Annotated in this window: 21 protein-coding genes; 12 read left to right on the top strand and 9 right to left on the bottom strand. The window is 60.8% G+C overall.

Going from position 1 to position 21322, the window contains the following annotated elements:
- Positions 1-85: 85 nt before the first annotated feature.
- Positions 86-580, top strand: a complete 495-nt coding sequence (locus tag ACR3EK_RS15630) for an FxsA family protein (RefSeq protein ID WP_480633849.1) — start codon at positions 86-88, stop codon at positions 578-580.
- Between the two features lie 54 nt (positions 581-634).
- A complete protein-coding gene (gene secB, locus ACR3EK_RS15625; protein WP_480633848.1) occupies positions 635-1135 on the top strand; it encodes a protein-export chaperone SecB in 501 nt (166 codons plus the stop codon).
- A 25-nt stretch (positions 1136-1160) separates the two neighbouring features.
- Here the strand turns inward: secB and dnaQ are convergent, their stop codons facing one another.
- The 4 genes from dnaQ to ACR3EK_RS15605 are packed head-to-tail and all read right to left on the bottom strand — an operon-like array spanning position 1161 to position 3895.
- On the bottom strand, positions 1161-1883 hold the full coding sequence (dnaQ, locus tag ACR3EK_RS15620; RefSeq protein ID WP_170342610.1) for a DNA polymerase III subunit epsilon: 723 nt from the start codon (positions 1881-1883) through the stop codon (positions 1161-1163).
- A complete protein-coding gene (coaE, locus tag ACR3EK_RS15615; protein ID WP_480633847.1) occupies positions 1876-2469 on the bottom strand; it encodes a dephospho-CoA kinase in 594 nt (197 codons plus the stop codon). The genes dnaQ and coaE overlap by 8 nt, the downstream gene beginning before the upstream one ends.
- A complete protein-coding gene (locus ACR3EK_RS15610) occupies positions 2466-3299 on the bottom strand; it encodes a shikimate dehydrogenase (RefSeq protein ID WP_170391389.1) in 834 nt (277 codons plus the stop codon). Before ACR3EK_RS15610 ends, coaE begins: the two co-directional genes overlap by 4 nt.
- On the bottom strand, positions 3296-3895 hold the full coding sequence (locus ACR3EK_RS15605) for a Maf family protein (RefSeq protein ID WP_480633846.1): 600 nt from the start codon (positions 3893-3895) through the stop codon (positions 3296-3298). The genes ACR3EK_RS15610 and ACR3EK_RS15605 overlap by 4 nt, the downstream gene beginning before the upstream one ends.
- Positions 3896-4298: 403 nt before the next feature.
- Between ACR3EK_RS15605 and ACR3EK_RS15600 the strand changes: the two genes are divergently transcribed.
- The 7 genes from ACR3EK_RS15600 to ACR3EK_RS15570 all read left to right on the top strand — a co-directional run bounded on the left by ACR3EK_RS15600 (position 4299) and on the right by ACR3EK_RS15570 (position 11687).
- Positions 4299-4748, top strand: a complete 450-nt coding sequence (locus ACR3EK_RS15600) for a CopD family protein (protein WP_093963892.1) — start codon at positions 4299-4301, stop codon at positions 4746-4748.
- 135 nt (positions 4749-4883) lie between these two features.
- Entirely contained in the window at positions 4884-6155 is a 1272-nt protein-coding gene (gene rho, locus ACR3EK_RS15595) for a transcription termination factor Rho (RefSeq protein WP_093963893.1), read from the top strand.
- Positions 6156-6186: 31 nt separating this feature from the next.
- Positions 6187-7473: a tRNA uridine-5-carboxymethylaminomethyl(34) synthesis GTPase MnmE gene (gene mnmE, locus ACR3EK_RS15590; RefSeq protein ID WP_480633845.1), complete on the top strand. Its 1287-nt coding sequence runs from the start codon at positions 6187-6189 to the stop codon at positions 7471-7473.
- A 12-nt stretch (positions 7474-7485) separates the two neighbouring features.
- On the top strand, positions 7486-9354 hold the full coding sequence (gene mnmG / locus ACR3EK_RS15585; protein ID WP_480633844.1) for a tRNA uridine-5-carboxymethylaminomethyl(34) synthesis enzyme MnmG: 1869 nt from the start codon (positions 7486-7488) through the stop codon (positions 9352-9354).
- On the top strand, positions 9351-9974 hold the full coding sequence (gene rsmG / locus ACR3EK_RS15580; protein ID WP_480633843.1) for a 16S rRNA (guanine(527)-N(7))-methyltransferase RsmG: 624 nt from the start codon (positions 9351-9353) through the stop codon (positions 9972-9974). The genes mnmG and rsmG overlap by 4 nt, the downstream gene beginning before the upstream one ends.
- Entirely contained in the window at positions 9967-10770 is an 804-nt protein-coding gene (locus tag ACR3EK_RS15575; RefSeq protein ID WP_315901682.1) for a ParA family protein, read from the top strand. The genes rsmG and ACR3EK_RS15575 overlap by 8 nt, the downstream gene beginning before the upstream one ends.
- Positions 10771-10790: 20 nt before the next feature.
- Positions 10791-11687 carry a ParB/RepB/Spo0J family partition protein gene (locus ACR3EK_RS15570; protein ID WP_480633842.1) on the top strand — a complete coding sequence of 299 codons (897 nt, stop codon included), beginning with the start codon at positions 10791-10793 and terminating at the stop codon, positions 11685-11687.
- Here ACR3EK_RS15570 and ACR3EK_RS15565 read toward each other — a convergent pair.
- The 4 genes from ACR3EK_RS15565 to rph are packed head-to-tail and all read right to left on the bottom strand — an operon-like array spanning position 11677 to position 14501.
- Positions 11677-12030 carry a YbaN family protein gene (locus ACR3EK_RS15565; RefSeq protein WP_170342635.1) on the bottom strand — a complete coding sequence of 118 codons (354 nt, stop codon included), beginning with the start codon at positions 12028-12030 and terminating at the stop codon, positions 11677-11679. The genes ACR3EK_RS15570 and ACR3EK_RS15565 overlap by 11 nt on opposite strands.
- A gap of 2 nt (positions 12031-12032) precedes the next feature.
- Positions 12033-13187, bottom strand: coding sequence for a radical SAM family heme chaperone HemW (gene hemW / locus ACR3EK_RS15560; protein WP_480633841.1), 1155 nt, complete (start codon positions 13185-13187; stop codon positions 12033-12035).
- Positions 13177-13791, bottom strand: a complete 615-nt coding sequence (gene rdgB / locus ACR3EK_RS15555; protein ID WP_170433552.1) for an RdgB/HAM1 family non-canonical purine NTP pyrophosphatase — start codon at positions 13789-13791, stop codon at positions 13177-13179. The genes hemW and rdgB overlap by 11 nt, the downstream gene beginning before the upstream one ends.
- A complete protein-coding gene (gene rph / locus ACR3EK_RS15550; protein ID WP_170433554.1) occupies positions 13788-14501 on the bottom strand; it encodes a ribonuclease PH in 714 nt (237 codons plus the stop codon). Before rph ends, rdgB begins: the two co-directional genes overlap by 4 nt.
- A 113-nt stretch (positions 14502-14614) precedes the next feature.
- On the opposite strand from rph, the gene hrcA reads away from it, so the two are divergent.
- Entirely contained in the window at positions 14615-15679 is a 1065-nt protein-coding gene (gene hrcA, locus ACR3EK_RS15545; RefSeq protein WP_170342649.1) for a heat-inducible transcriptional repressor HrcA, read from the top strand.
- A 10-nt stretch (positions 15680-15689) separates the two neighbouring features.
- On the top strand, positions 15690-16253 hold the full coding sequence (locus ACR3EK_RS15540; RefSeq protein ID WP_093963902.1) for a nucleotide exchange factor GrpE: 564 nt from the start codon (positions 15690-15692) through the stop codon (positions 16251-16253).
- A gap of 35 nt (positions 16254-16288) precedes the next feature.
- Here ACR3EK_RS15540 and mutS read toward each other — a convergent pair whose 3' ends face one another.
- Positions 16289-18904, bottom strand: a complete 2616-nt coding sequence (gene mutS, locus ACR3EK_RS15535; RefSeq protein ID WP_480634036.1) for a DNA mismatch repair protein MutS — start codon at positions 18902-18904, stop codon at positions 16289-16291.
- Between the two features lie 160 nt (positions 18905-19064).
- On the opposite strand from mutS, the gene ACR3EK_RS15530 reads away from it, so the two are divergent.
- The gene (locus tag ACR3EK_RS15530; protein ID WP_480633840.1) at positions 19065-21320 is read left to right on the top strand and encodes an NADP-dependent malic enzyme; all 2256 of its coding nucleotides are present in this window, start codon (positions 19065-19067) and stop codon (positions 21318-21320) included.
- Positions 21321-21322: the final 2 nt, after the last annotated feature.

Below are 21322 nucleotides of genomic sequence, written 5' to 3'. Positions count from 1 at the left end.
ACTTTGTACACGCGGCCTCGTGCCACTATGTAGGTGACAGTTGGTGGCAAGTCCACAGCCCGGCCTATGGGAAAGGATAGCGCATATGTATCTGTTCTTGGCATTTTTATTGGTGCCGATCATCGAAATCGCCCTTTTTATCCAGGTCGGCGGTCTGATCGGCCTGTGGCCGACGCTGGCAATCGTGGTTTTGACCGCCGTTCTGGGTACCGCGATGGTGCGGACACAAGGTCGCATGGCGATGGGTCAGCTGCAGCGCGCCTTTTCCGAACTGGACGACCCGACCGAACCGCTGGCCAATGGTGCAATGATCCTGCTGTCGGGCGTTCTGCTGATGACTCCTGGGTTCTTCACCGACGCAATCGGCTTTGCGCTGCTGGTTCCCGGGGTGCGGGCCGCGGTTTTTCGGTATCTCAAATCACGGGTCACGATTGCCCAGTTCGAGATGGGTCCCGGCCCGCAATACGGGGCGGCGCGCGATCCGTTCGGTGGGGATGACATCATAGATGGAGAGTATTCGGAAGTGCGCACAAAACCCGCACAACCGTCGAAATGGGTGGAAGGGCCGCACCAGCATTGAGGTGCCCGGCCCAACTTGATAAGCAGTGGCGAATTTAAATTTTGGAGCGGATCCATGACCGAAGAAACCACCGCCGGCACAACCGAGCCCCAGGCAGCCCCCCAAATCCAGATGCGCATTCTGGGACAGTTCATCCGGGACATGTCCTTTGAAAACGTGATGGCGCAAAAAGGCGTCTCGGGCGACGTGCAGCCCGAGATCTCGGTCCAGGTGAACCTGGATGCGAAAAAGCGCTCGGCCGATCACCAGTACGAGGTGTCGATCAAGCTGAACCTCAAGTCCAAGGCCAAGGGTCTGGAGGACATCCTGTTCCTGTGCGAGATCGATTATTGCGGCCTGTTCCACGTGGAAGGCGTGCCAAATGATCAGTTGCACCCGTTCCTGATGATTGAATGCCCGCGGATGCTGTTCCCTTACCTGCGCCGCATCGTCAGCGACATCACCCGCGACGGTGGCTACCCGCCGGTCAACCTGGACAACATCGATTTCGTCGGTCTGTACCGCAACGAGTTGATGCGCCGTCAGGCCGAGGCGTCCGACAAGACCGAGGCGTGATCAGGCAACCCGCATCTGACCCAGATCAGGTGCGGGACCACAGGGCGTTTTCGCCCAGCTTTTCGACAAATGCATCATGCGCAGCGCGCTCATCCTCGGTAATCCGGGGCTGCAGTGGGTTGGGCCGTGGACCGGGGCGCCAAATGTCGCCACCGGTTGAGCTTTCGGCAGACGCCGAAGACAGGCCAAAATCTGGTTGGCGTCCGCCGATCAGCTCCAGATAGACTTCTGCCAGGATTTCCGAGTCGAGCAACGCACCGTGCAGAACCCGGTTCGAATTGTCGATGTTGAACCGCCGGCACAGCGCATCCAGCGAGGCGGGCGAGCCGGGAAACCGCTTGCGCGCGATCGCCAGCGTGTCCAGCGCCTGCTCCATCGGAATCGGGGGCAGGCCCATCCATCCCAACTCGGCATTGAGGAACTTCATGTCGAATGAAGCGTTGTGGATCACCAGCCGTGCATCCCCCACGAAATCGCGGAAGGCCTGCCCGACCTTCGCAAAGACAGGTTTGTCCTTCAGGGTGATCTGGCCCGGTTCGGCAGGTTGCGGCGGCTCCAGCAGGTCAGGGCCGATGCCGTGCACGCCGAAGGCCTCGGCCGGCATCGAGCGTTCGGGGTTGATGTAGACGTGATAGGTCTCGCCCGTGGCGACGTGGTTCCACAGCTCGATAGCCCCGATCTCGACGATCCGGTCGCCGCTTTCGGGATCGAATCCGGTGGTTTCCGTATCCAGTACGATTTCACGCATCTGTCAGTCCTGCCCTGATCTGCCTGACCACATCCTGCACCTGTGCGCGGGCATGGTCCAGAGTGTCGGTGACGATCACGAAATCCGACCGCGCGCATTTTTCGTCATTCGGCATCTGCTTGGCGCGGATCTGCTCGAACTGCGCCTCGGTCATCGTGCCCCGCGCCATGACGCGGCTTTTCTGCTCGTCCGGGGGGATCGAAACGCAGGCCACCGCATCCATCTGCGCCTCGCCGCCAGTTTCGAAAAGCAGAGGAATATCAAAGACAAGGATGTCCGACTTGGCCGCCTGTCGAAACGCCTCGCGATCTCGGGCCACCAGCGGGTGGACGATGGATTCGATCCGTTTCAACGCGGTCGGATCGGCGCCGATAATCCGTTTCAGCGCGTCGCGGCTGACGGCCCCATTCTCGATGGCCTCAGGGAAAGCCGCGCGGATCGGTGCGACCGCCGCGCCGCCTTCCGCATACAGCCGATGCACCGCGGCGTCGGCATCCCACACGGCGCAACCTTCCTGCGCGAACAGGTCGGCGGTAGTGCTTTTGCCCATGCCGATCGACCCGGTCAGACCCAGCGCAAAGCTCATGCCAGAACCGCTGCGCGGGTTTCTTCCGTGACCTCGGGGCGCAGGCCGAACCACCGCTCAAACCCCGGGACCGCCTGATGCAACAACATGCCCAGCCCATCGACGACCGTACAGCCGGCAGCCTCGGCCTGTTCCAGAAGGCGGGTCTTCAACGGCGTGTAGACCAGATCTGTCACCACCGTCCCCGGCTGCAACCCGTCCAGCGGGACGCGCAGCTCGGGCTGACCCTGCATACCCAGCGACGTGGTGTTCACCACCAGCTCGGCGTTTTCGATCACGTTTCCGGCCTGAACCCAATCAACCACGGTGATGCGCTGGCCGAATTCCTCTTTCAGGTGATCGGCGCGTGACCGCGTGCGGTTCGTCAGCAGGATTTCGGGCACGCCGGCCTCGGCCAGCGCCTGCAGCACCGCCCGCGCAGCACCGCCCGCGCCGAATACCACAGCCGGACCATCCTGCGGCACCCAATCCGGCGCGCCCGCGCGCAGGTTCTGCATGAACCCGTACCCGTCGGTATTGTCCGCGTGGATCGAGCCATCGGCCCGGAACACCAGCGTATTCGCCGCCCCGATCACCGAGGCGCGGTCCGACACATGATCGGCCAGACGCAACGCGGCCTCTTTGTGCGGAACGGTGACATTGGCCCCGACGAACCCGGCCTTGGGCAAGCTGCGCAGGACCGTTTCAAGATCGGCAGGCGCAACATCCATCGGCACATAATGGCCCGGCAAACCATAGGTCTTCAGCCAATAGCCATGCAGGGCAGGCGATCGGGAATGGGCAATCGGGTGTCCGATGACTCCGGCCAGTGGAATGCGTTTGTCGGTCATTGTTCGATCACCCCTCGGACCGCTAGAAAATTGAGCAGCTCCAGCAGGGGCATACCCAAGACGTTAAAATAGTCGCCGTCAATGCTGCTGAACAGGCGCACACCCTCTTCTTCCAGCTTGTAGGCCCCGACCGCATGGCGAATGCTGTCCCAGTTGCGCGCGACATAGCCCTTCAGATAGGCATCCGAACTGGCGCGCATCCGCAACCGCACCTGACCGACATGGCGCCAGACCGGTTCGCCGTTCTGATAGATCACCGCCGCCGACAGCAGCATGTGACGCTTGCCGCGCATCGCCTTCAACTGCGCCAGCGCCTCTTCGGGCGTTTTGGGCTTGGACAGCAGACGTCCATCGAAATCCAGAACCTGGTCACAGCCCAGAACCATCGCGCCGGGCGTCTTGTCACTGATCTTGCGCGCCTTGAGCTCGGCCAGAGCATCGGCGATGTCACGGGGCGGCGCGCCCTCGGCCACAAGCGCGCGTTTGGCGGTATCCTCGTCCACGCGGGCGACCTGGACGGAAAACGGCACCCCGGCGTTCCGCAGCAGCTGCGCGCGGATCTCGGACCCCGAGGCAAGTACGATGGGGACAGTCATGTGGAAAACCCCGTGGGCAAGTGGATCATTGGTCTTGAACGGTTTGTATGGTTTTCCGGTTGACACGCAAGCCCGCGATTTCGGCCTGAAACTTCCCTGAGTCGCTCAAAGACTGTCCGGTCGGGACAAGGATAACTCGGGATCTTGGGACTTCCTGTTCATCAAAAGATGTCCCTTGAGTTATCCCCAAGACAGGTCCGAGATTTATAATTTAACTGTTTGTTTTTATTATGTAAAAAACGAAATCACCAGAATCAACCAGTTTTGGAATTTATTCATCCACCTGGGGAAAACTGGCGGACAAAACAATAATCCACAGATTTTGCCCACCCTACAAAACCATCATCCTTTCTCTTTTCTATTTTTTTTATTAGGGAGGGTCCGACCAGTGCCGGGAAACCCGATGACCGATCTTCTCTTCACGCTGTACCCTTGGGTGAAATCGCTGCACATCATGGCGGTGATCTCGTGGATGGCGGGTTTGTTCTATTTGCCTCGTCTGTTCGTCTATCACGTCGAAAAGGCGCAGGCCGTCGACGGCGCGCCCGAGATTTTCTTTGAAATGGAAGAAAAGCTGCTGCGCGTGATCATGCGGCCGGCGATGATCGTAGCCTGGGTCTGTGGCCTCATCATGGTATTCACTCCCGGCATCGTCGGGTGGGACTGGTCCTGGCCCTGGGTCAAGGGCGCGGCGGTGATCGGCATGACCTGGTTCCATCACTGGCTGTTGGCCCGGCGCAAGGATTTCGTCGAAGGCCGCAACACGCTCACAGGGCGCCAGTACCGCATGATGAACGAGGTTCCGACCGTTTTGATGGTCATTATCGTTCTGGCGGTCATTCTGAAGTTCTGAGGGCCATTTCCGCACCGGTTTGACTCGGGCGGCGACCGGCCTTATGTAGGGATCAACCCATCCGTCCGGATGGCGCATCTTCCTGTTTGAAATTCAACGCTGTGCCGCACCCTTGCGGCCAAGGTCCGTATCATCATGACAACCGAATCCCTGAATCTGGCCGATCTGAAGGCCAAAAGCCCCAAAGACCTTCTGGCCATGGCCGAAGAGCTCGAGATCGAAAACGCCTCGACCATGCGCAAGGGCGAAATGATGTTCCAGATTCTGCGCGAACGCGCGGATGAGGGCTGGACCGTGGGCGGTGACGGCGTGCTTGAGGTGCTGCAGGACGGCTTCGGCTTTCTGCGCTCGCCCGAGGCGAACTATCTGCCCGGCCCGGACGACATCTATGTCTCGCCCGAGATGATCCGCCAGCACTCGCTGCGCACCGGCGACACGGTCGAGGGCGAGATCAAGGCCCCGGAAGAGAACGAGCGATATTTCGCGCTGACGAAGGTGACCAAGATCAACTTCGAAGACCCGGAAAAGGCGAAACACAAGATCGCCTTTGACAACCTGACGCCGCTCTATCCGGACGAGCGGCTGAAGATGGAGATCGAAGATCCGACCATCAAGGACAAATCCGCCCGTGTGATCGACCTGGTTGCGCCGATCGGCAAGGGCCAGCGGTCGCTGATCGTGGCACCGCCGCGGACCGGTAAAACGGTGATCCTGCAGAACATCGCGCATTCGATCGAGCGCAACCATCCGGAGTGCTACCTGATCGTCCTGCTGATCGACGAGCGCCCCGAAGAGGTGACCGACATGCAACGCTCGGTGAAGGGCGAGGTGGTATCCTCGACCTTTGATGAACCGGCGACCCGCCACGTAGCCGTGTCCGAGATGGTGATCGAAAAAGCCAAGCGCCTGGTCGAACACAAACGAGATGTTGTTATTCTTCTCGACTCGATCACAAGACTTGGTAGGGCATTCAACACTGTGGTCCCGTCTTCCGGCAAAGTTTTGACCGGTGGTGTGGACGCAAACGCCCTGCAGCGGCCCAAACGATTCTTTGGTGCAGCGCGCAACATCGAAGAGGGCGGTTCGCTGACCATCATCGCCACCGCGCTGATCGACACCGGCAGCCGGATGGACGAGGTGATCTTTGAAGAATTCAAGGGCACCGGCAACTCGGAGATCGTTCTGGATCGCAAAATCGCAGACAAGCGGGTGTTCCCGGCGATCGACATCCTCAAGTCCGGCACCCGCAAAGAGGACCTGCTGGTCGACAAGGGCGATCTGGCCAAAACCTTCGTTCTGCGCCGTATCCTTAACCCGATGGGCACAACCGACGCGATTGAGTTCCTGTTGTCCAAGCTGAAACAGACCAAGACCAATTCCGAGTTCTTCGACTCGATGAATACCTGATACGGTCTTGTAACCGACGCGAGGCCTTCGAATGGATACGATATTCGCCTTGGCCAGCGCGCAAGGCAAGGCAGGGGTTGCTGTTATCCGCCTGTCAGGACCGCAGTCGCACCACGCGGCCAAGGTTCTGTCGGGTGGAGATTTGCCATTGCGTGGCATGTGCCTGCGTGAGTTGCGGGCACCTGACGGGTCGCGTCTGGATGACGGGCTGGTCCTGACCTTCCACGGTCCGTCCAGCTTTACCGGCGAAGATGTGGCCGAGTTGCAGATCCATGGCAGCACGGCTTCGGTCAACGCGGTTCTGCGCGTCTTGTCCGAAATGCCGGATCTGCGACTGGCTGAGCCGGGCGAGTTCACCCGGCGTGCTCTTGAAAACGGGAAGATGGACCTTGCCCAGGTCGAAGGCTTAGCTGATCTGATCGACGCAGAGACCGAGGCCCAGCGCAAGCAGGCCCAGACCATCCTGGCCGGTGAATTGGGCGACTTGGCGGAACGGTGGCGGCGGGATTTGATCCGGGCGGCCTCGTTGCTGGAGGCCGTCATCGATTTTGCCGATGAAGACGTGCCAACGGATGTGTCGCCCGAAGTCCGATCGCTTGTAACTGCTGTCATGGCGGATCTGGAGCGGGAGGCGAAGGGCGTGAGGATTGCCGAGCGGATTCGCTCCGGCTTTGAAGTGGCTATCGTCGGCCCACCGAACGCGGGTAAGTCGACCTTGCTGAATGCACTTGCGGGCCGGGAGGCGGCAATTACTTCGGAATATGCTGGCACAACCCGTGATATTATCGAGGTGCGGATGGACCTGGCAGGCTTGCCGGTCACGTTGCTGGATACGGCCGGGTTGCGCGAAACCGAGGACCACGTAGAGGGTCTTGGGATCGCTCTGGCCAGAAAGCGGGCGGAAAATGCCGACCTTCGCGTATTTCTGACCGAGGACCCGGAAGCGTTGGGAATCGGTATGCAATCCGGCGACATCCAGGTTTTGCCGAAGTCCGACCTTCGTTCAGACGGGACCGAGGGTGTATCGGGGAAGACAGGTCAGGGAATCGACCGCCTGATCCACAACATATCGGTAGTCTTGAGAGAACGAACCGCAAGTTCTGGTATTGCCACCCGGGAACGTCATCGTGTTGCAATGCTGAAATCCTCGGCCGCTCTGTCCGAATCGCTCAGCGTTCTGGATTCCGGCCCGGACCTGTACGATATTGCAGCAGAAGAGCTGCGAACCGCCATCCGCGCGTTGGAGTCTTTGGTCGGTCGAGTAGATGTGGAAAATCTGCTGGACGAAATTTTCGCCAGCTTTTGTTTGGGTAAATGAGGAGTGTTTCACGTGAAACATTCGGAGTTTGACGTCGTCGTTATCGGAGCGGGGCATGCGGGGGCCGAGGCGGCCCATGCCGCGGCCCGGATGGGTGCTCAGACAGCTTTGGTGACACTTTCGGAAACCGACATCGGCGTCATGTCGTGCAATCCGGCGATCGGCGGACTTGGAAAAGGCCACCTGGTTCGTGAGATCGACGCGCTGGACGGCGTTATGGGGCGGGTTGCAGACCGGGCGGGAATTCAGTTCCGCCTTCTGAATCGCCGTAAAGGGCCCGCCGTACAAGGGCCTCGTGCGCAGGCCGACCGTGCGCTGTACCGGGCTGCAATGCAACAGGAAACAAAGGCGCGCAAGAACCTCGAAGTCATTACAGGAGAAGTCATAGATTTCCGAATGGACGGTCATCGCGTTGCCGGGGTGGTTCTGTCCGACGGATCTGAAATCACTGCGAAATCGGTGATTCTGACCTCGGGAACGTTTCTGCGGGGCGTGATTCATATCGGCGATGTTCAGAGGCCAGGAGGCCGTATGGGCGACAGGCCGTCTGTACGACTGGCTGAGCGGTTGGATAGCTATGACCTGCCGATGGCGCGGCTGAAAACAGGAACGCCTCCGCGCCTAGATGGGCGCACGATCGACTGGGACGGATTGGAACGGCAGGACGGTGATGATGACCCGGCCATGTTCTCATTCTTGTCCAAAACACCGGTGGCGCCGCAGATATCTTGCGGCATCACTCACACGAACGCCCGAACCCATGAAATCATCGAGAAGAACCTGAGTCGCTCTGCGATGTATGGGGGGCATATCGAGGGAGTAGGGCCGCGATATTGCCCTTCGATCGAAGACAAGATCGTTCGGTTTGCGGACAAGGACTCTCATCAGATTTTCCTAGAGCCTGAGGGGGTCAATGACCACACTGTGTATCCAAACGGGATTTCGACTTCGCTGCCGCAGGATGTCCAAGTCGAGTATGTCCGATCCATCAAAGGCCTTGAGTCTGCAGAGATCTTACAGCCGGGCTACGCCATTGAATACGACTATGTGGACCCGCGTGTGTTGAACGCGTCCTTGGCCTTGCCGGATATCCCAGGACTATATCTTGCGGGGCAGATCAATGGAACCACAGGATATGAGGAGGCGGCCGCTCAGGGCTTAGTCGCAGGCCTGAATGCCGCGCTGGAAGTTCAGGGGCGAGATGCAATTCATTTTATCCGAGCCAATAGCTATATTGGTGTGATGATTGACGATCTGACCACACGGGGTGTAGCGGAACCGTATCGGATGTTCACCTCGCGCGCCGAATTCCGTCTGTCCTTGCGCGCGGACAATGCGGATCAACGCCTTACGCCGCAAGGCCTGGAAATTGGGTGTATATCGGATCATCGTCGCCTGGCTTTTGAAACAAAAATGGAAAAGCTGGATGCTGTGAAGTCAGTACTGACCGAACGGACCTATACACCCAAGGAAATCCGCGCAGCTGGCATCGAAGTAAATCAGGATGGTAACCGCAGGGACGGAATGGCAGTCTTGGCGTTTCCGAACGTGTGCTTCGAGGACCTTGTGCCGCTGATCCAGCAGTTGGAGGATGTCGACCAAGACACCCGTCGGCAGATCGAAAGGGACGCGCTCTACGCTAACTATATAGCTCGGCAACAACGAGATGTTGAAGCCATGAAGCGCGACGAAACCTATGCCATACCCGCGGATTTTGACTATTCGTCGCTCACAGGCCTTTCGAATGAGTTGAAGCAGAAGCTGTCAGCCGCGCGGCCGGCAAACATTGCCCAGGCGAGCCGCGTGGAGGGTGTTACGCCTGCTGCTTTGACCTTGGTGCTGGCAAAACTCAGAAGCAGTCAGAGAGCAAAAAAGGCATGAACGGAGACTCCTGCGCTTCGCCCGATGGCTTGAATGTTTCACGTGAAACATTCGAAAAGCTGTCAATCTTTGTCGATCTTCTGCGGAAGTGGAATCCAAAGATCAACTTGGTTTCGCGCAGCACTCTGCCTGAAGTCTGGTCGCGGCACGTAAAGGACTCGATCCAGGTCTTTCATTTGGTTGAGCCAAAAAACCACTGGGTCGACCTGGGAAGCGGTGGGGGATTTCCAGGGCTGGTCTGCGCGATACTGGCCTCTGAAGCTTCGCATGAGACGGAATTTACCTTGGTTGAGAGCGATCAGAGAAAATCGGCGTTTTTGCGCACCGTCATCCGTGAAACCAAGGCCAACTGCTCGGTGATTTCAAAGCGGATCGAGGCTGTTGATCCCCTAGGCGCCGATGTCCTGTCCGCGAGGGCGCTCGCGGACCTTACGACTTTATTGTCATTTTGTGACAGGCATTTAAGGGAAGATGGAGTGGCCGTGTTTCCCAAAGGCGCCACCTGGAAAAAAGAAATCGACGCGGCACAACGGGAATGGAATTTCACCACGGAGACGGCTAATAGTTTAACTGACCCCCAGGCTGTCATCCTGAAGATCAAAGGAGTCTCACGTGGTTGATCTGTCGCGCCCTGCAGGACCTCGTATCATGGCGGTTGCCAATCAGAAGGGTGGGGTTGGCAAGACTACGACAGCGATCAATCTGGCGGCGGGTTTGGCCGAGGCAGGATGCAAGGTTCTGGTCGTGGATCTGGACCCGCAGGGAAACGCGTCCACCGGGCTTGGGGTCGAGGATCGTGATTGGACCACGTATGATTTGATCCTGGACGAGGCGCCCTTGGAGGCCGTCGTGCAGGAAACTGAAATCGAAAACCTCAGTATCGTTCCGGCTACGGTTGACCTCAGCTCGGCAGATATTGAGCTGATCTCGAATGAAAAACGCAGCTACTTGCTGCACGACGCGCTCAGGCAACCGGCGATCGACAAGTTCGGTTTTGACTTCGTTCTGATCGACTGCCCGCCGTCCCTCAATCTGCTGACAGTCAACGCGATGGTGGCGGCGCATTCGGTGTTGGTTCCGCTGCAGAGTGAGTTCTTTGCGCTGGAAGGCCTGTCGCAACTGATGCTGACGATTCGAGAGGTTCGCCAGTCCGCAAATCCAGACCTCAGAATCGAAGGTATTGTGTTGACCATGTATGACAACCGCAACAACTTGTCCCGGCAGGTCGAAAAGGATGCGCGTGACAATCTGGGAGAGATGGTATTTAAAACCAAGATACCCAGAAATGTCCGGGTCAGCGAAGCGCCGTCATTTGCACTTCCGGTCCTTCAATATGACTCGGGGTCTCTGGGGGCGATGGCGTACCGGCATCTGGCACGCGAAATCATGCAAAAGAATAAGAAAGTGGCTGCCTGAGCGGCTGTCAGGAGGGCGAAGTGAGCGCCAGAAAAGGAAAACCTCGCGGATTGGGGCGCGGCTTATCCGCCTTGATGGCGGATGTATCACAGGATCCTGAAGGCCGGGTCACGGCTGAACCACGTCGGCCGGACATGAAGGTTCCGATCGAGAAGCTGCGGGCAAACCCGAATCAGCCGCGCCGCACATTCTCGCAGGATCAACTGGACGAGCTTGCTGCCTCGGTCAAAGAGAAAGGGATCATCCAGCCCCTGATCGTTCGCCCGGTCGGCGGCGGCGAATATGAAATCGTCGCGGGTGAGCGCCGCTGGCGCGCCGCGCAGATGGCACAGTTGCACGACATTCCGGTCGTCGTGCGCGAATTTGACGACACCGAAGTACTTGAAGTCGCCATCATCGAGAATATCCAGCGCGCTGATCTAAACGCCGTGGAGGAGGCCGCTGGCTACAAGCAATTGATGGATCGGTTCGGCCACACCCAGGAAAAGTTGGCCGAAGCCCTGGGCAAAAGCCGCAGCCATATTGCCAACCTTCTGAGGCTGCTGTCCCTGCCGGGTGACGTTCAAGCCCTTGTTATTGAAGGTAAACTTTCGGCCGGACACGCACGCGCCCTTATCACGGCGGATAACCCGTCCGAACTGGCGAAAATCGTCGTGAAAGACGGCTTGTCAGTCCGCGCGACCGAGGCGCTGGTCAAGAAGCAGCAACAGGGCGACAAAGATCGTCCCGCACCGCGGTCGCGTGACCTGAATGCAGGTAAGGACGCGGATACGCGGGCCTTGGAAAAAGACCTTTCCGCGATTCTGGCGATGAAGGTGGTCATCAACCACAAGCCCGGAACCGAGACCGGGCAGGTCGTGCTGACCTATGAAAACCTGGATCAACTGGATGATCTCTGCGCCAAGCTCAGCCGTTAGGGCGTGACCAGATAAAGATCATCACCGCGCCCAAGGTCACGGCCTGAATAATCAGGACATGGCTGGGCACAGAGACCAGAACCGACAAACCAAAGACGGCGGCAACCGACAGGGTCGCCGCCTTTTTTGCGGCTGGCCGGATCGCGCCCGAGGTTTGCCAATCAAGGATCAACGGGCCGAAGGTTCGGTGAGACATCAGCCAGTCGTGCAGCCGGGAAGAAGAGCGCGCGAAACAGAAGGCGGCCAACAGTAGGAACGGAACGGTGGGCAGCAGGGGCAGGGCAACACCGATCATGGCCAACGCGACGCAGAGCAATCCCAATGTGGCCCACAAATAGTGCATGACTAATCCAGCAACTCACGGATCACCGCATTGAGAACCGCGCGGCCGTCAGCAGTGGCGGAAACGCGGGGGCCGTCTTGGGTGATCATTCCGATGTCTTGCAGATAGTCCAGTTTGGGTTGAGGCAAAGGGTGCCCGGACAGGCGATTGAAGCGGTCCATATCTAGACCCTCAGTCAAGCGAAGACACATCATGAGGTATTCATTCGCTTGTTCTTCGGCGGTCAGCGGGGTCCGCAGCTTTTCGCCATTTCCTTGCGTGGCAGCATTCAGCCATGCGTTCGGTGCCAAACGGGTTTCGGTTGCGATCCGTTGGCCGTTCACCGTGATCCGCCCATGGGCGCCCGGTCCGATGCCAACATAATCGCCATAGCGCCAATAGATCAGGTTGTGCCGCGACTCGGCCCCGGGGACGGCGTGGTTCGACACCTCGTAGGCGGGCATGCCGTGGGCTTCGCAGATTTCTTGCGTGGCCAGATACATGTCGGCGGCGCTGTCGTCCTCGGGCAGGCCGCGCAGCTTGCCGACAGAATAGCGGTCGCCGAATGCGGTGCCGGCCTCGATGGTCAACTGGTACAGCGACAGATGATCGATCGCCATCGACAGCGCCTCGGTCAGCTCGGCGCGCCAGGCCTCAAGCGTCTGGTACTGGCGGGCATAAATCAGGTCAAAGCTGACCCGGTCGAAACAGCTGCGGGCAATGTCGAAGGCGGCGCGCGCCTCGGCCACGCTGTGGATTCGGCCCAGCCGCCGCAGATCTTCATCATTCATCGCCTGAATGCCCATCGAGATCCGGTTCACACCGGCATCGCGATAGGCGGCGAACCGTCCGGCCTCGACCGAGCCGGGATTGGCCTCGAGCGTGATTTCCATGTCGTTGGCGGGCCGCCAAAGGCTGCGGGCGGTGTCGATCACGGCGGCGACGGTTTCGGGCGCCATCAGCGACGGGGTGCCGCCGCCAAAGAAGATCGTATTCAGAACCCGGTCGGGGGTTTCGGCGGCCGAGCGCTTCAGTTCGGGCAGATAGGCGTCAAGCCATTGTTTTTGATCAATATTTCTGGAAACATGGCTGTTGAAATCGCAATAGGGGCACTTGGCCTCGCAAAAGGGCCAATGCACGTACAGGCCAAAGCCCCCGTTGCGCCAATCATCCGCCAAAGCAGCCTTTCACGAACAGCTCGACCGCGCGACCACGATGGCTGATCTTGTTCTTTTCCCAGCGATCCATCTCGGCAAAGGTAATGTCGAATCCTTCAGGGACGAACATCGGATCATAGCCGAACCCGTCCTTGCCGCGGATCGGCCAGACCAGATGACCGGGTGCGACGCCCTCGAACACCTCGTCATGGCCGTCGGGCCAAGCCAGTACCAGCGTGCAGCGGAACTGGGCGGTACGTGGATGCGGAGCGTTGCGCGCCTCAAGCTCGGTGTGGGCGCGGGCCATGGCCATCAGGAAATCGCGGCCATTTCCGGTTTCGGCCCAGTCGGCGGTGTACACGCCCGGCGCACCGTCCAGCGCATCAATGGTGATGCCGGAATCGTCGGACAGGGCGGGCAGGCCGGTGGCCTGTGCGGCGGCGTGGGCCTTGATGCGCGCGTTGCCGACGAACGTGTCCTCGGTCTCTTCGGGTTCGGGCAGGTTCAACTCGGCCGCGCCCACGACGGTCACGCCAAAGGGCTCGAGCAGATGGGCCATCTCCTCGAGCTTGCCTTTGTTGTGCGTGGCCACCAACAGCCGATCGCCTTCGAACCGGCGGGTCATGCGGTGGCGGCCTTTTGCGCAGCCACCAGCTCGGACACGCCTTTTTCGGCCAGTTCCATCAGCTGATCCATCTGCGCGCGGCTGAAGACCGAACCTTCGGCGCTCATCTGCACCTCGATCAGTTTGCCCGAACCGGTCATGATGAAGTTGCCGTCAACGCCGGCCTCGCTGTCTTCGGGATAGTCCAAGTCCAGAACGGGCTGGCCGGCATAGATGCCGCAGGATACGGCGGCGACCGGATCGACCAGCGGGTCCGAGATCACGTCACCGGCCTTCATCAGCTTGTTCACCGCCAGCCGCAGCGCGACCCAGCCGCCGGTGATCGAGGCGCAGCGGGTGCCGCCATCGGCCTGCAGCACGTCACAATCCACGGTGATCTGGCGTTCGCCCAAGGCGACGCGGTCGACCCCGGCGCGCAGGGCGCGGCCGATCAGGCGCTGGATCTCGACGGTCCGGCCACCCTGTTTGCCACTGGCGGCCTCACGCCGCATCCGGGTGTTTGTCGCGCGGGGCAGCATGCCGTATTCGGCGGTGACCCAGCCCAGGCCCGACCCCTTGATAAAAGGCGGCACGCGATCCTCGATCGTGGCGGTACACAGAACATGGGTGTCGCCGATCTTGATCAGGCAGGAACCTTCGGCATGTTTGGTAAACCCGGTCTCGATTGAAACCGGGCGCATTTCGCTTAAATCTCGTCCAGAGGGTCGCATGAGATATCCTTTGTCTGCTGGCTTGGGGATAACGCCCGGCATGGCAGCGATGCAACCCCGATTGACCTTTCTGTTGGCAGCTATTTAATGGCCACCCAGCAAGGGAACCACCGATGAGTGAAGCGAGCAAAATTCTGGACGAGTTGAACGACCGGTCGCGGGAAGTGTTTCGCCTGATCGTCGAAAGCTATCTGGAAAGCGGCGAACCTGTCGGCAGCCGCACACTCAGCCGGTCGCTCAGTGAAAAAGTCAGCGCGGCAACGGTTCGCAATGTCATGCAGGATCTCGAGTTTCTGGGCCTTTTGGGCAGTCCGCATGTCAGCGCCGGCCGGGTGCCCACACAGGTTGGGCTGCGCATGTTCGTCGACGGCCTGCTGGAAGTTGGCGACCTGGGCGAGGACGACCGCAAGAAGCTGGATGAGACGCTGGGCAGCAATTCCGGTGATGTCAGCGGTATGCTGGATCGCGTCGGGGCCGCCTTGTCGAACGTCACGCATGGCGCGTCGCTGGTGCTGACACCCAAGCACGAATCCGAAATCAAGCATATCGAGTTCGTTTCCCTGGGCCATGACCGGGCCCTGGTGGTATTGGTTTTCGCAGATGGCCATGTGGAGAACCGGCTGTTCACGCCACCACCGGGTCAGACGCCCAGTTCGATGCGTGAGGCGGCCAATTTCCTGAACGCCCTGATCGAGGGCCGGAAACTGTCCGATGTGCGCCGGATGATCCAGACCGAGATTGCGGCGCGCAGGCAAGAGATCGACGTGCTGGCCCGCGAGCTTGTGGAAAGCGGCCTTGCGGCCTGGGAGGGCGAGGCGTCGGACTCGGCGCGTCTGATCGTGCGTGGTCGGGCGAATCTGCTGGGCGACACCGGTCAGGAAGAGGAGCTGGAGCGAATCCGGGTCCTGTTTGACGATCTGGAACGCAAGCGTGACATAGCCGAATTCCTCGAATTGACCGAGGAAGGCGAAGGCGTGCGCATTTTTATCGGCTCGGAGAACAAACTTTTCTCACTTTCGGGTTCCTCTTTGGTGGTGTCTCCTTATATGAACGCTGATCGAAAGATAATCGGCGCCGTTGGCGTGATCGGGCCGACCCGTTTGAACTATGGGCGGATCGTGCCGATCGTGGACTATACGGCGCAACTGGTTGGGAAACTGATTTCCGATCGGAGCTAGAGGGTAAAAGATGGCAGAGCCGAAGAACGAAGACTTTCTGGACGACATTGCAACTGCCGAGGCGGAAGAACTGGCCGAGGAGATGGCCGAGATCAGCGAAGAAGCGCTGGAACTGGATGCCCTGAAGGCCGAGCGCGACGAGTTGCGCGACAAGTTCATGCGCGCCCTGGCGGATGCGGAAAACGCACGCAAGCGTGGCGACAGGGCCCGCCGTGAGGCCGAACAGTATGGTGGGTCCAAATTGGCGCGCGACATGCTGCCGGTCTACGACAACATGAAACGAGCGCTCGAGGCGGCTACGGACGAGCAGAAAGAGGTTGCGGCCGGCCTGATCGAAGGTGTCGAGCTGACCATGCGCGTGTTGAAGGACGTATTCCAGAAACACGGGATCGAGGTGATCACACCCGAGGTTGGCGACAAGTTCGACCCGAATCTGCACGAAGCCATGTTCGAAGCCCCTGTGCCGGGCACCAAAGCGGGCGAGATCATCCAGGTCTCGGCCGAAGGGTTCATGCTGCATGACCGCCTGCTGCGTCCGGCGCAGGTGGGGGTCAGCTCGACCCCGGCCAGCTGACGGGCCAGTGCTTCACTGACAATTGAATGGGGCGGTCAGGATTTGGCCGCCTCTTTCAGTTTGTAGATCAGGTCCAGCGCTTCGCGCGGGGTCAACTCGTCCGGCAGGATCTGGTCCAGCATGTCGGTGATTGGCGAGGCCTTCGCAACCGGTGGCGGCGGGGGCGGTGCTGCGGAAAACAGCGGCAGATCATCGATCAGCGCTTTTTGCTTGCCGCCCTCGCGCTCGGTCTTCTCCAACTGGTCCAGAACCACCCGTGCGCGCTCGACGACCGAAGCCGGCAAGCCCGCCAGTTGCGCGACCTGCACGCCATAAGACCGGTCGGCCGCGCCTTTGTGGACCTCGTGCAGGAAGATCACCTCGCCCTCCCATTCCTTGACCGCGACGGTGGCGTTTTCGACGCCCTCCAGCTTGCCGGCCAGCGCGGTCAGTTCGTGGTAATGGGTTGCGAACAGGGCGCGGCAGCGGTTGGCGGCGTGCAGATGTTCCAGCGTGGCCCAGGCGATGGACAGGCCGTCATAGGTGGCGGTGCCGCGTCCGATCTCATCGAGGATCACCAGCGCCCGGTCATCGGCCTGGTTGAGGATGGCCGCGGTTTCGACCATCTCGACCATGAAGGTCGACCGGCCCCGCGCCAGATCGTCGGAGGCACCCACGCGGCTGAACAACTGGCTGACCAGTCCGATATGCGCGCGTTCGGCTGGAACGAAACTGCCCATTTGCGCCAGCAGCGCGATCAGCGCGTTCTGGCGCAGGAAGGTCGATTTACCCGCCATGTTCGGACCGGTCAGCAACCAGATGGCCGCTCCGTCCTCTGCGCTGAGGTCGCAGTCATTGGCGATGAAAGCATCACCGGATTGCTGGCGCAGCGCGTGTTCCACCACCGGGTGGCGGCCTGCGACGATGTCGAAGGCGCGCGAGCTGTCCACCTGCGGGCGGCACCAGTTCTCGCCCCGCGCCAGATCGGCCAGCGCGGTGGTCAGGTCCAGCTCGGCCAGCCCGCGCGCGGCCTGATTGATGCGGCCAGCCTGCGCCAGAATCTCGTCAGACAGCCTTTGATAGAGCCGCTTTTCGATCTCAAGCGCCAGGTTGCCGGCGTTCAGGATGCGGGTTTCGATCTCGCTGAGCTCAACCGTAGTGAACCGCACCTGGTTGGCGGTTGTCTGGCGGTGGATATAGGTCTCGCTGAACGGCGGGTTCAGCATCTTTTCGGCATGGGTGGCCGTGGTTTCGATGAAATAGCCCAGCACGTTGTTGTGCTTGATTTTCAACGAGGCGATGCCGGTATGTTCCGCGTATTTCTGCTGAAACCCGGCAATGACCGAGCGACCTTCGTCGCGCAGGGTGCGGGCCTCGTCCAGTTCTGCGTCGAAACCGGGGGCGATGAAGCCGCCATCGCGCGCCAGCAGCGGCGGGTCGGTGACCAGCGCCTGATCCAGCAGGTCGAGCAGGTCGTCGAAGCCCACAAGGTTCTGCACCGCGGTCGCCAGCAGCACCGGCAGGTCCTGACCGGCGCAGATCTCGGCAATCGCCTGCGCCTGCGTCAGCCCGTTGCGGATGGCGGCCAAGTCGCGCGGGCCGCCGCGCTCCAGCGACAGGCGCGACAGGGCGCGGTCCAGATCGGGCGTCTTGCGCAGCGCCTCGCGCAGATCGGCGGCAATAAGGCTGTCCTGGGCGGCAAAATCGACCGCGTCCAGCCGGGCATGGATCACATCCAGGTTGCGGGAAGGGCTGGACAAGCGTTGTTCCAACAGGCGCGCACCGCCCGGGGTCACCGTGCGGTCCACCACCGACAGCAGCGATCCGGCCCGTCCGCCCGACAAGGATCGCGTCAGTTCCAGGTTCCGGCGGGTGGCCGCGTCGATCTGCACGACGCGATCCTCGGATTCTTTCATCGGCGTCTGCAGCAGCGGCAGTTTGCCCTTTTGCGTGATCTCCAGATAGTCGATCAGCGCGCCCATGGCCGAGATCTCGGCCCGGCCAAAGCTGCCGAACGCGTCCAGCGTGCCCACGTGAAACAACCCGCAGATGCGTTTTTCTGCCGCAGTGCTGTCAAAACTGGCCCGCCCGATGGGGGTGAGCGCGATGCCCAGGTCCTGGACCGTGTCGCGCAGACCGGCCTCAGTGCCGTCGGCCACGATCAGCTCGGACGGGGCCAGCCGGGCCAACTCGGGGCTGAGGCGCACCGACGTCAGCGGCATCACGTGAAACGCCCCGGTCGAGATGTCGGCCCAGGCCAGCGCGGCCTCGTCGCGCACCTCGGCATAGGCGGCCAGAAAGTTGTGGCGGCGGGCCTCCAGCAGGGCGTCCTCGGTCAGGGTGCCGGGAGTGACAAGGCGCACGACATCGCGCTTTACCACCGACTTAGAGCCTCTTTTCTTGGCCTCGGCCGGGCTTTCCATCTGCTCGCAGACGGCGACGCGAAAGCCCTTGCGGATCAATGTCAGCAGATAGCCCTCGGCCGAATGCACCGGCACGCCGCACATGGGGATGTCTTCGCCATTGTGCTTGCCGCGCTTGGTCAGGGCGATGTCCAGCGCCTCGGCGGCGTTCACGGCGTCGTCGAAGAACATCTCGTAGAAATCGCCCATGCGATAGAACAGCAGGGCGTCTTTGTGGGCCTCTTTGATTTCCAGGTATTGCGCCATCATCGGCGTGACGTTGGACAAGGCTGCTCCCCTCTGGCGTATTCCGGCGCGACCTTACAAATCCCCCAACCGCGACGAAAGGTGAAATCGCATAGTCGTTGAGGCGCGCCCCTGCCTGCGGTATGAGGCGAAAAGCCCCGAAGTCATGGAACCGACCGTCAAAATGCCCAAAGCGAAGATCACCAAAGAAGAGGCGCTGGCCTTTCACCTGGAACCCACCCCCGGAAAGTGGGAGGTGCAGGCCACCGTTCCCATGACCACGCAGCGCGATCTGTCGCTGGCCTACAGCCCCGGCGTGGCGGTTCCGTGTGAAGCCATCGCCGAGAACCCCGAGACCGCCTATGACTATACCAACAAGGGCAACCTCGTGGCCGTGATCTCGAACGGGACGGCGGTTCTGGGGCTGGGCAATCTGGGCGCGTTGGGGTCCAAGCCGGTGATGGAGGGCAAATCCGTCCTGTTCAAACGCTTCGCCGACGTGAACTCGATCGATATCGAGTTGGACACCGAGGACCCCGACGAATTCTGCCGTGCAGTGCGGCTGATGGGGCCGACCTTCGGCGGCATCAACCTAGAAGACATCAAGGCGCCCGAGTGCTTCATCATCGAACAGCGCCTGAAGGAAGAGATGGACATCCCCGTCTTTCACGACGACCAGCACGGCACAGCGGTGATCTGTGCGGCGGGGCTGATCAATGCGCTGCACATCTCGGGTAAGAAGATTGAGGACGTGAAGATCGTTCTCAACGGGGCCGGGGCGGCGGGGATCGCCTGTATCGAACTGCTCAAGGCGATGGGCGCCCGGCATGAAAACTGCATCGTCTGCGACACCAAGGGCGTGATCTACCAGGGCCGGACCGAGGGCATGAACCAGTGGAAATCGGCCCACGCGATTTCGACCGAACTGCGTACGCTGGAAGAGGCCATGAAAGGCGCAGACGTGTTTCTGGGCGTATCCGTCAAAGGTGCGGTCACGCAGGAGATGGTCGCCAGCATGGCCGACAATCCGGTGATCTTCGCCATGGCCAACCCCGATCCGGAAATCACCCCGGAAGAGGCACACGAGGTGCGCGTTGACGCGATCGTGGCCACCGGGCGCAGCGACTACCCCAACCAGGTCAACAACGTTCTGGGCTTTCCCTACCTGTTCCGCGGGGCGCTGGACATCCACGCCCGCGCCATCAATGACGAGATGAAGATCGCCTGCGCCCACGCGCTGGCCCGTCTGGCGCGCGAGGACGTGCCCGACGAGGTGGCGCTGGCTTATGGCAAATCGCTGACCTTCGGGCGCGACTACATCATTCCGACGCCGTTTGATCCGCGCCTGATCTATCGCATTCCACCTGCCGTCGCGAAGGCGGGGATGGACACCGGCGCGGCCCGGCGGCCGATCATTGACATGGAGGCTTATGAGCTGAGCCTCAAGTCGCGTATGGACCCGACCGCCAGCATTCTGCGTGGCCTGAACGCCCGGGCCCGCGCGGCGCAAAGCCGGATGATCTTTGCCGAGGGCGACGATCCGCGGGTTTTGCGCGCGGCGGTGACGTATCAGCGGTCGGGCTTCGGCAAGGCGCTGGTCGTGGGCCGGCCCGACGACGTGAAGACCAAGCTGGAAGCCGCCGGTCTGGGCGACGCGGTGCGCGAATTGGAGGTGGTCAACGCCGCCAACACCACGCATCTCGATGCCTACAAGGACTTTCTGTATCAGCGACTGCAACGCAAAGGCTTTGACCGCAAGGACATCCACCGCCTGGCCGCGCGCGACCGGCATGTGTTCTCGGCCCTCATGCTCGCGCATGGGCATGGCGATGGTCTGGTGACCGGGGCCACCCGCAAATCGGCGCATGTGCTGGATCGCATCAGCCATGTGTTCGACGCCGACGCCGCCCATGGCGCCGCCGGGATCACCGCGCTGCTGCACAAGGGCCGGATCGTGCTGATCGGCGACACGCTGGTGCATGAATGGCCCGACGAGAACGATCTGGCGACGATTGCCGAACGCGCCGCCACGGTTGCCCGCCACATGGGGCTGGAGCCTCGGGTGGCCTTCGTCAGCTTCTCGACCTTCGGCTATCCGGTCTCCGAGCGGACCGAGAAACTGTACAAGGCGCCGCAGGTGCTGGAGGCGCGCGGCGTCGATTTCGAATACGAAGGTGAGATGACCGTCGACGTGGCGCTGAACGCCCACCAGCAAGAGGCCTATCCCTTCTGCCGCCTGACCGGGCCGGCCAACATCTTGATCGTGCCCGCGCGGCACTCGGCCTCGATTTCCACCAAGCTGATGCAGGAAATGGCCGATGCTACGGTGATCGGCCCGATCCTGACCGGCATCGACAAGCCGATCCAGATCTGTTCGACCGGCTCGACCGCGAATGACATCCTGAACATGGCCATCCTGGCCTCGTGCGACATGGCGTGATC

It is taken from the genome of Ruegeria sp. BC8, from assembly GCF_056535705.1.
This window is presented reverse-complemented; position numbering and strand designations above follow the sequence as displayed.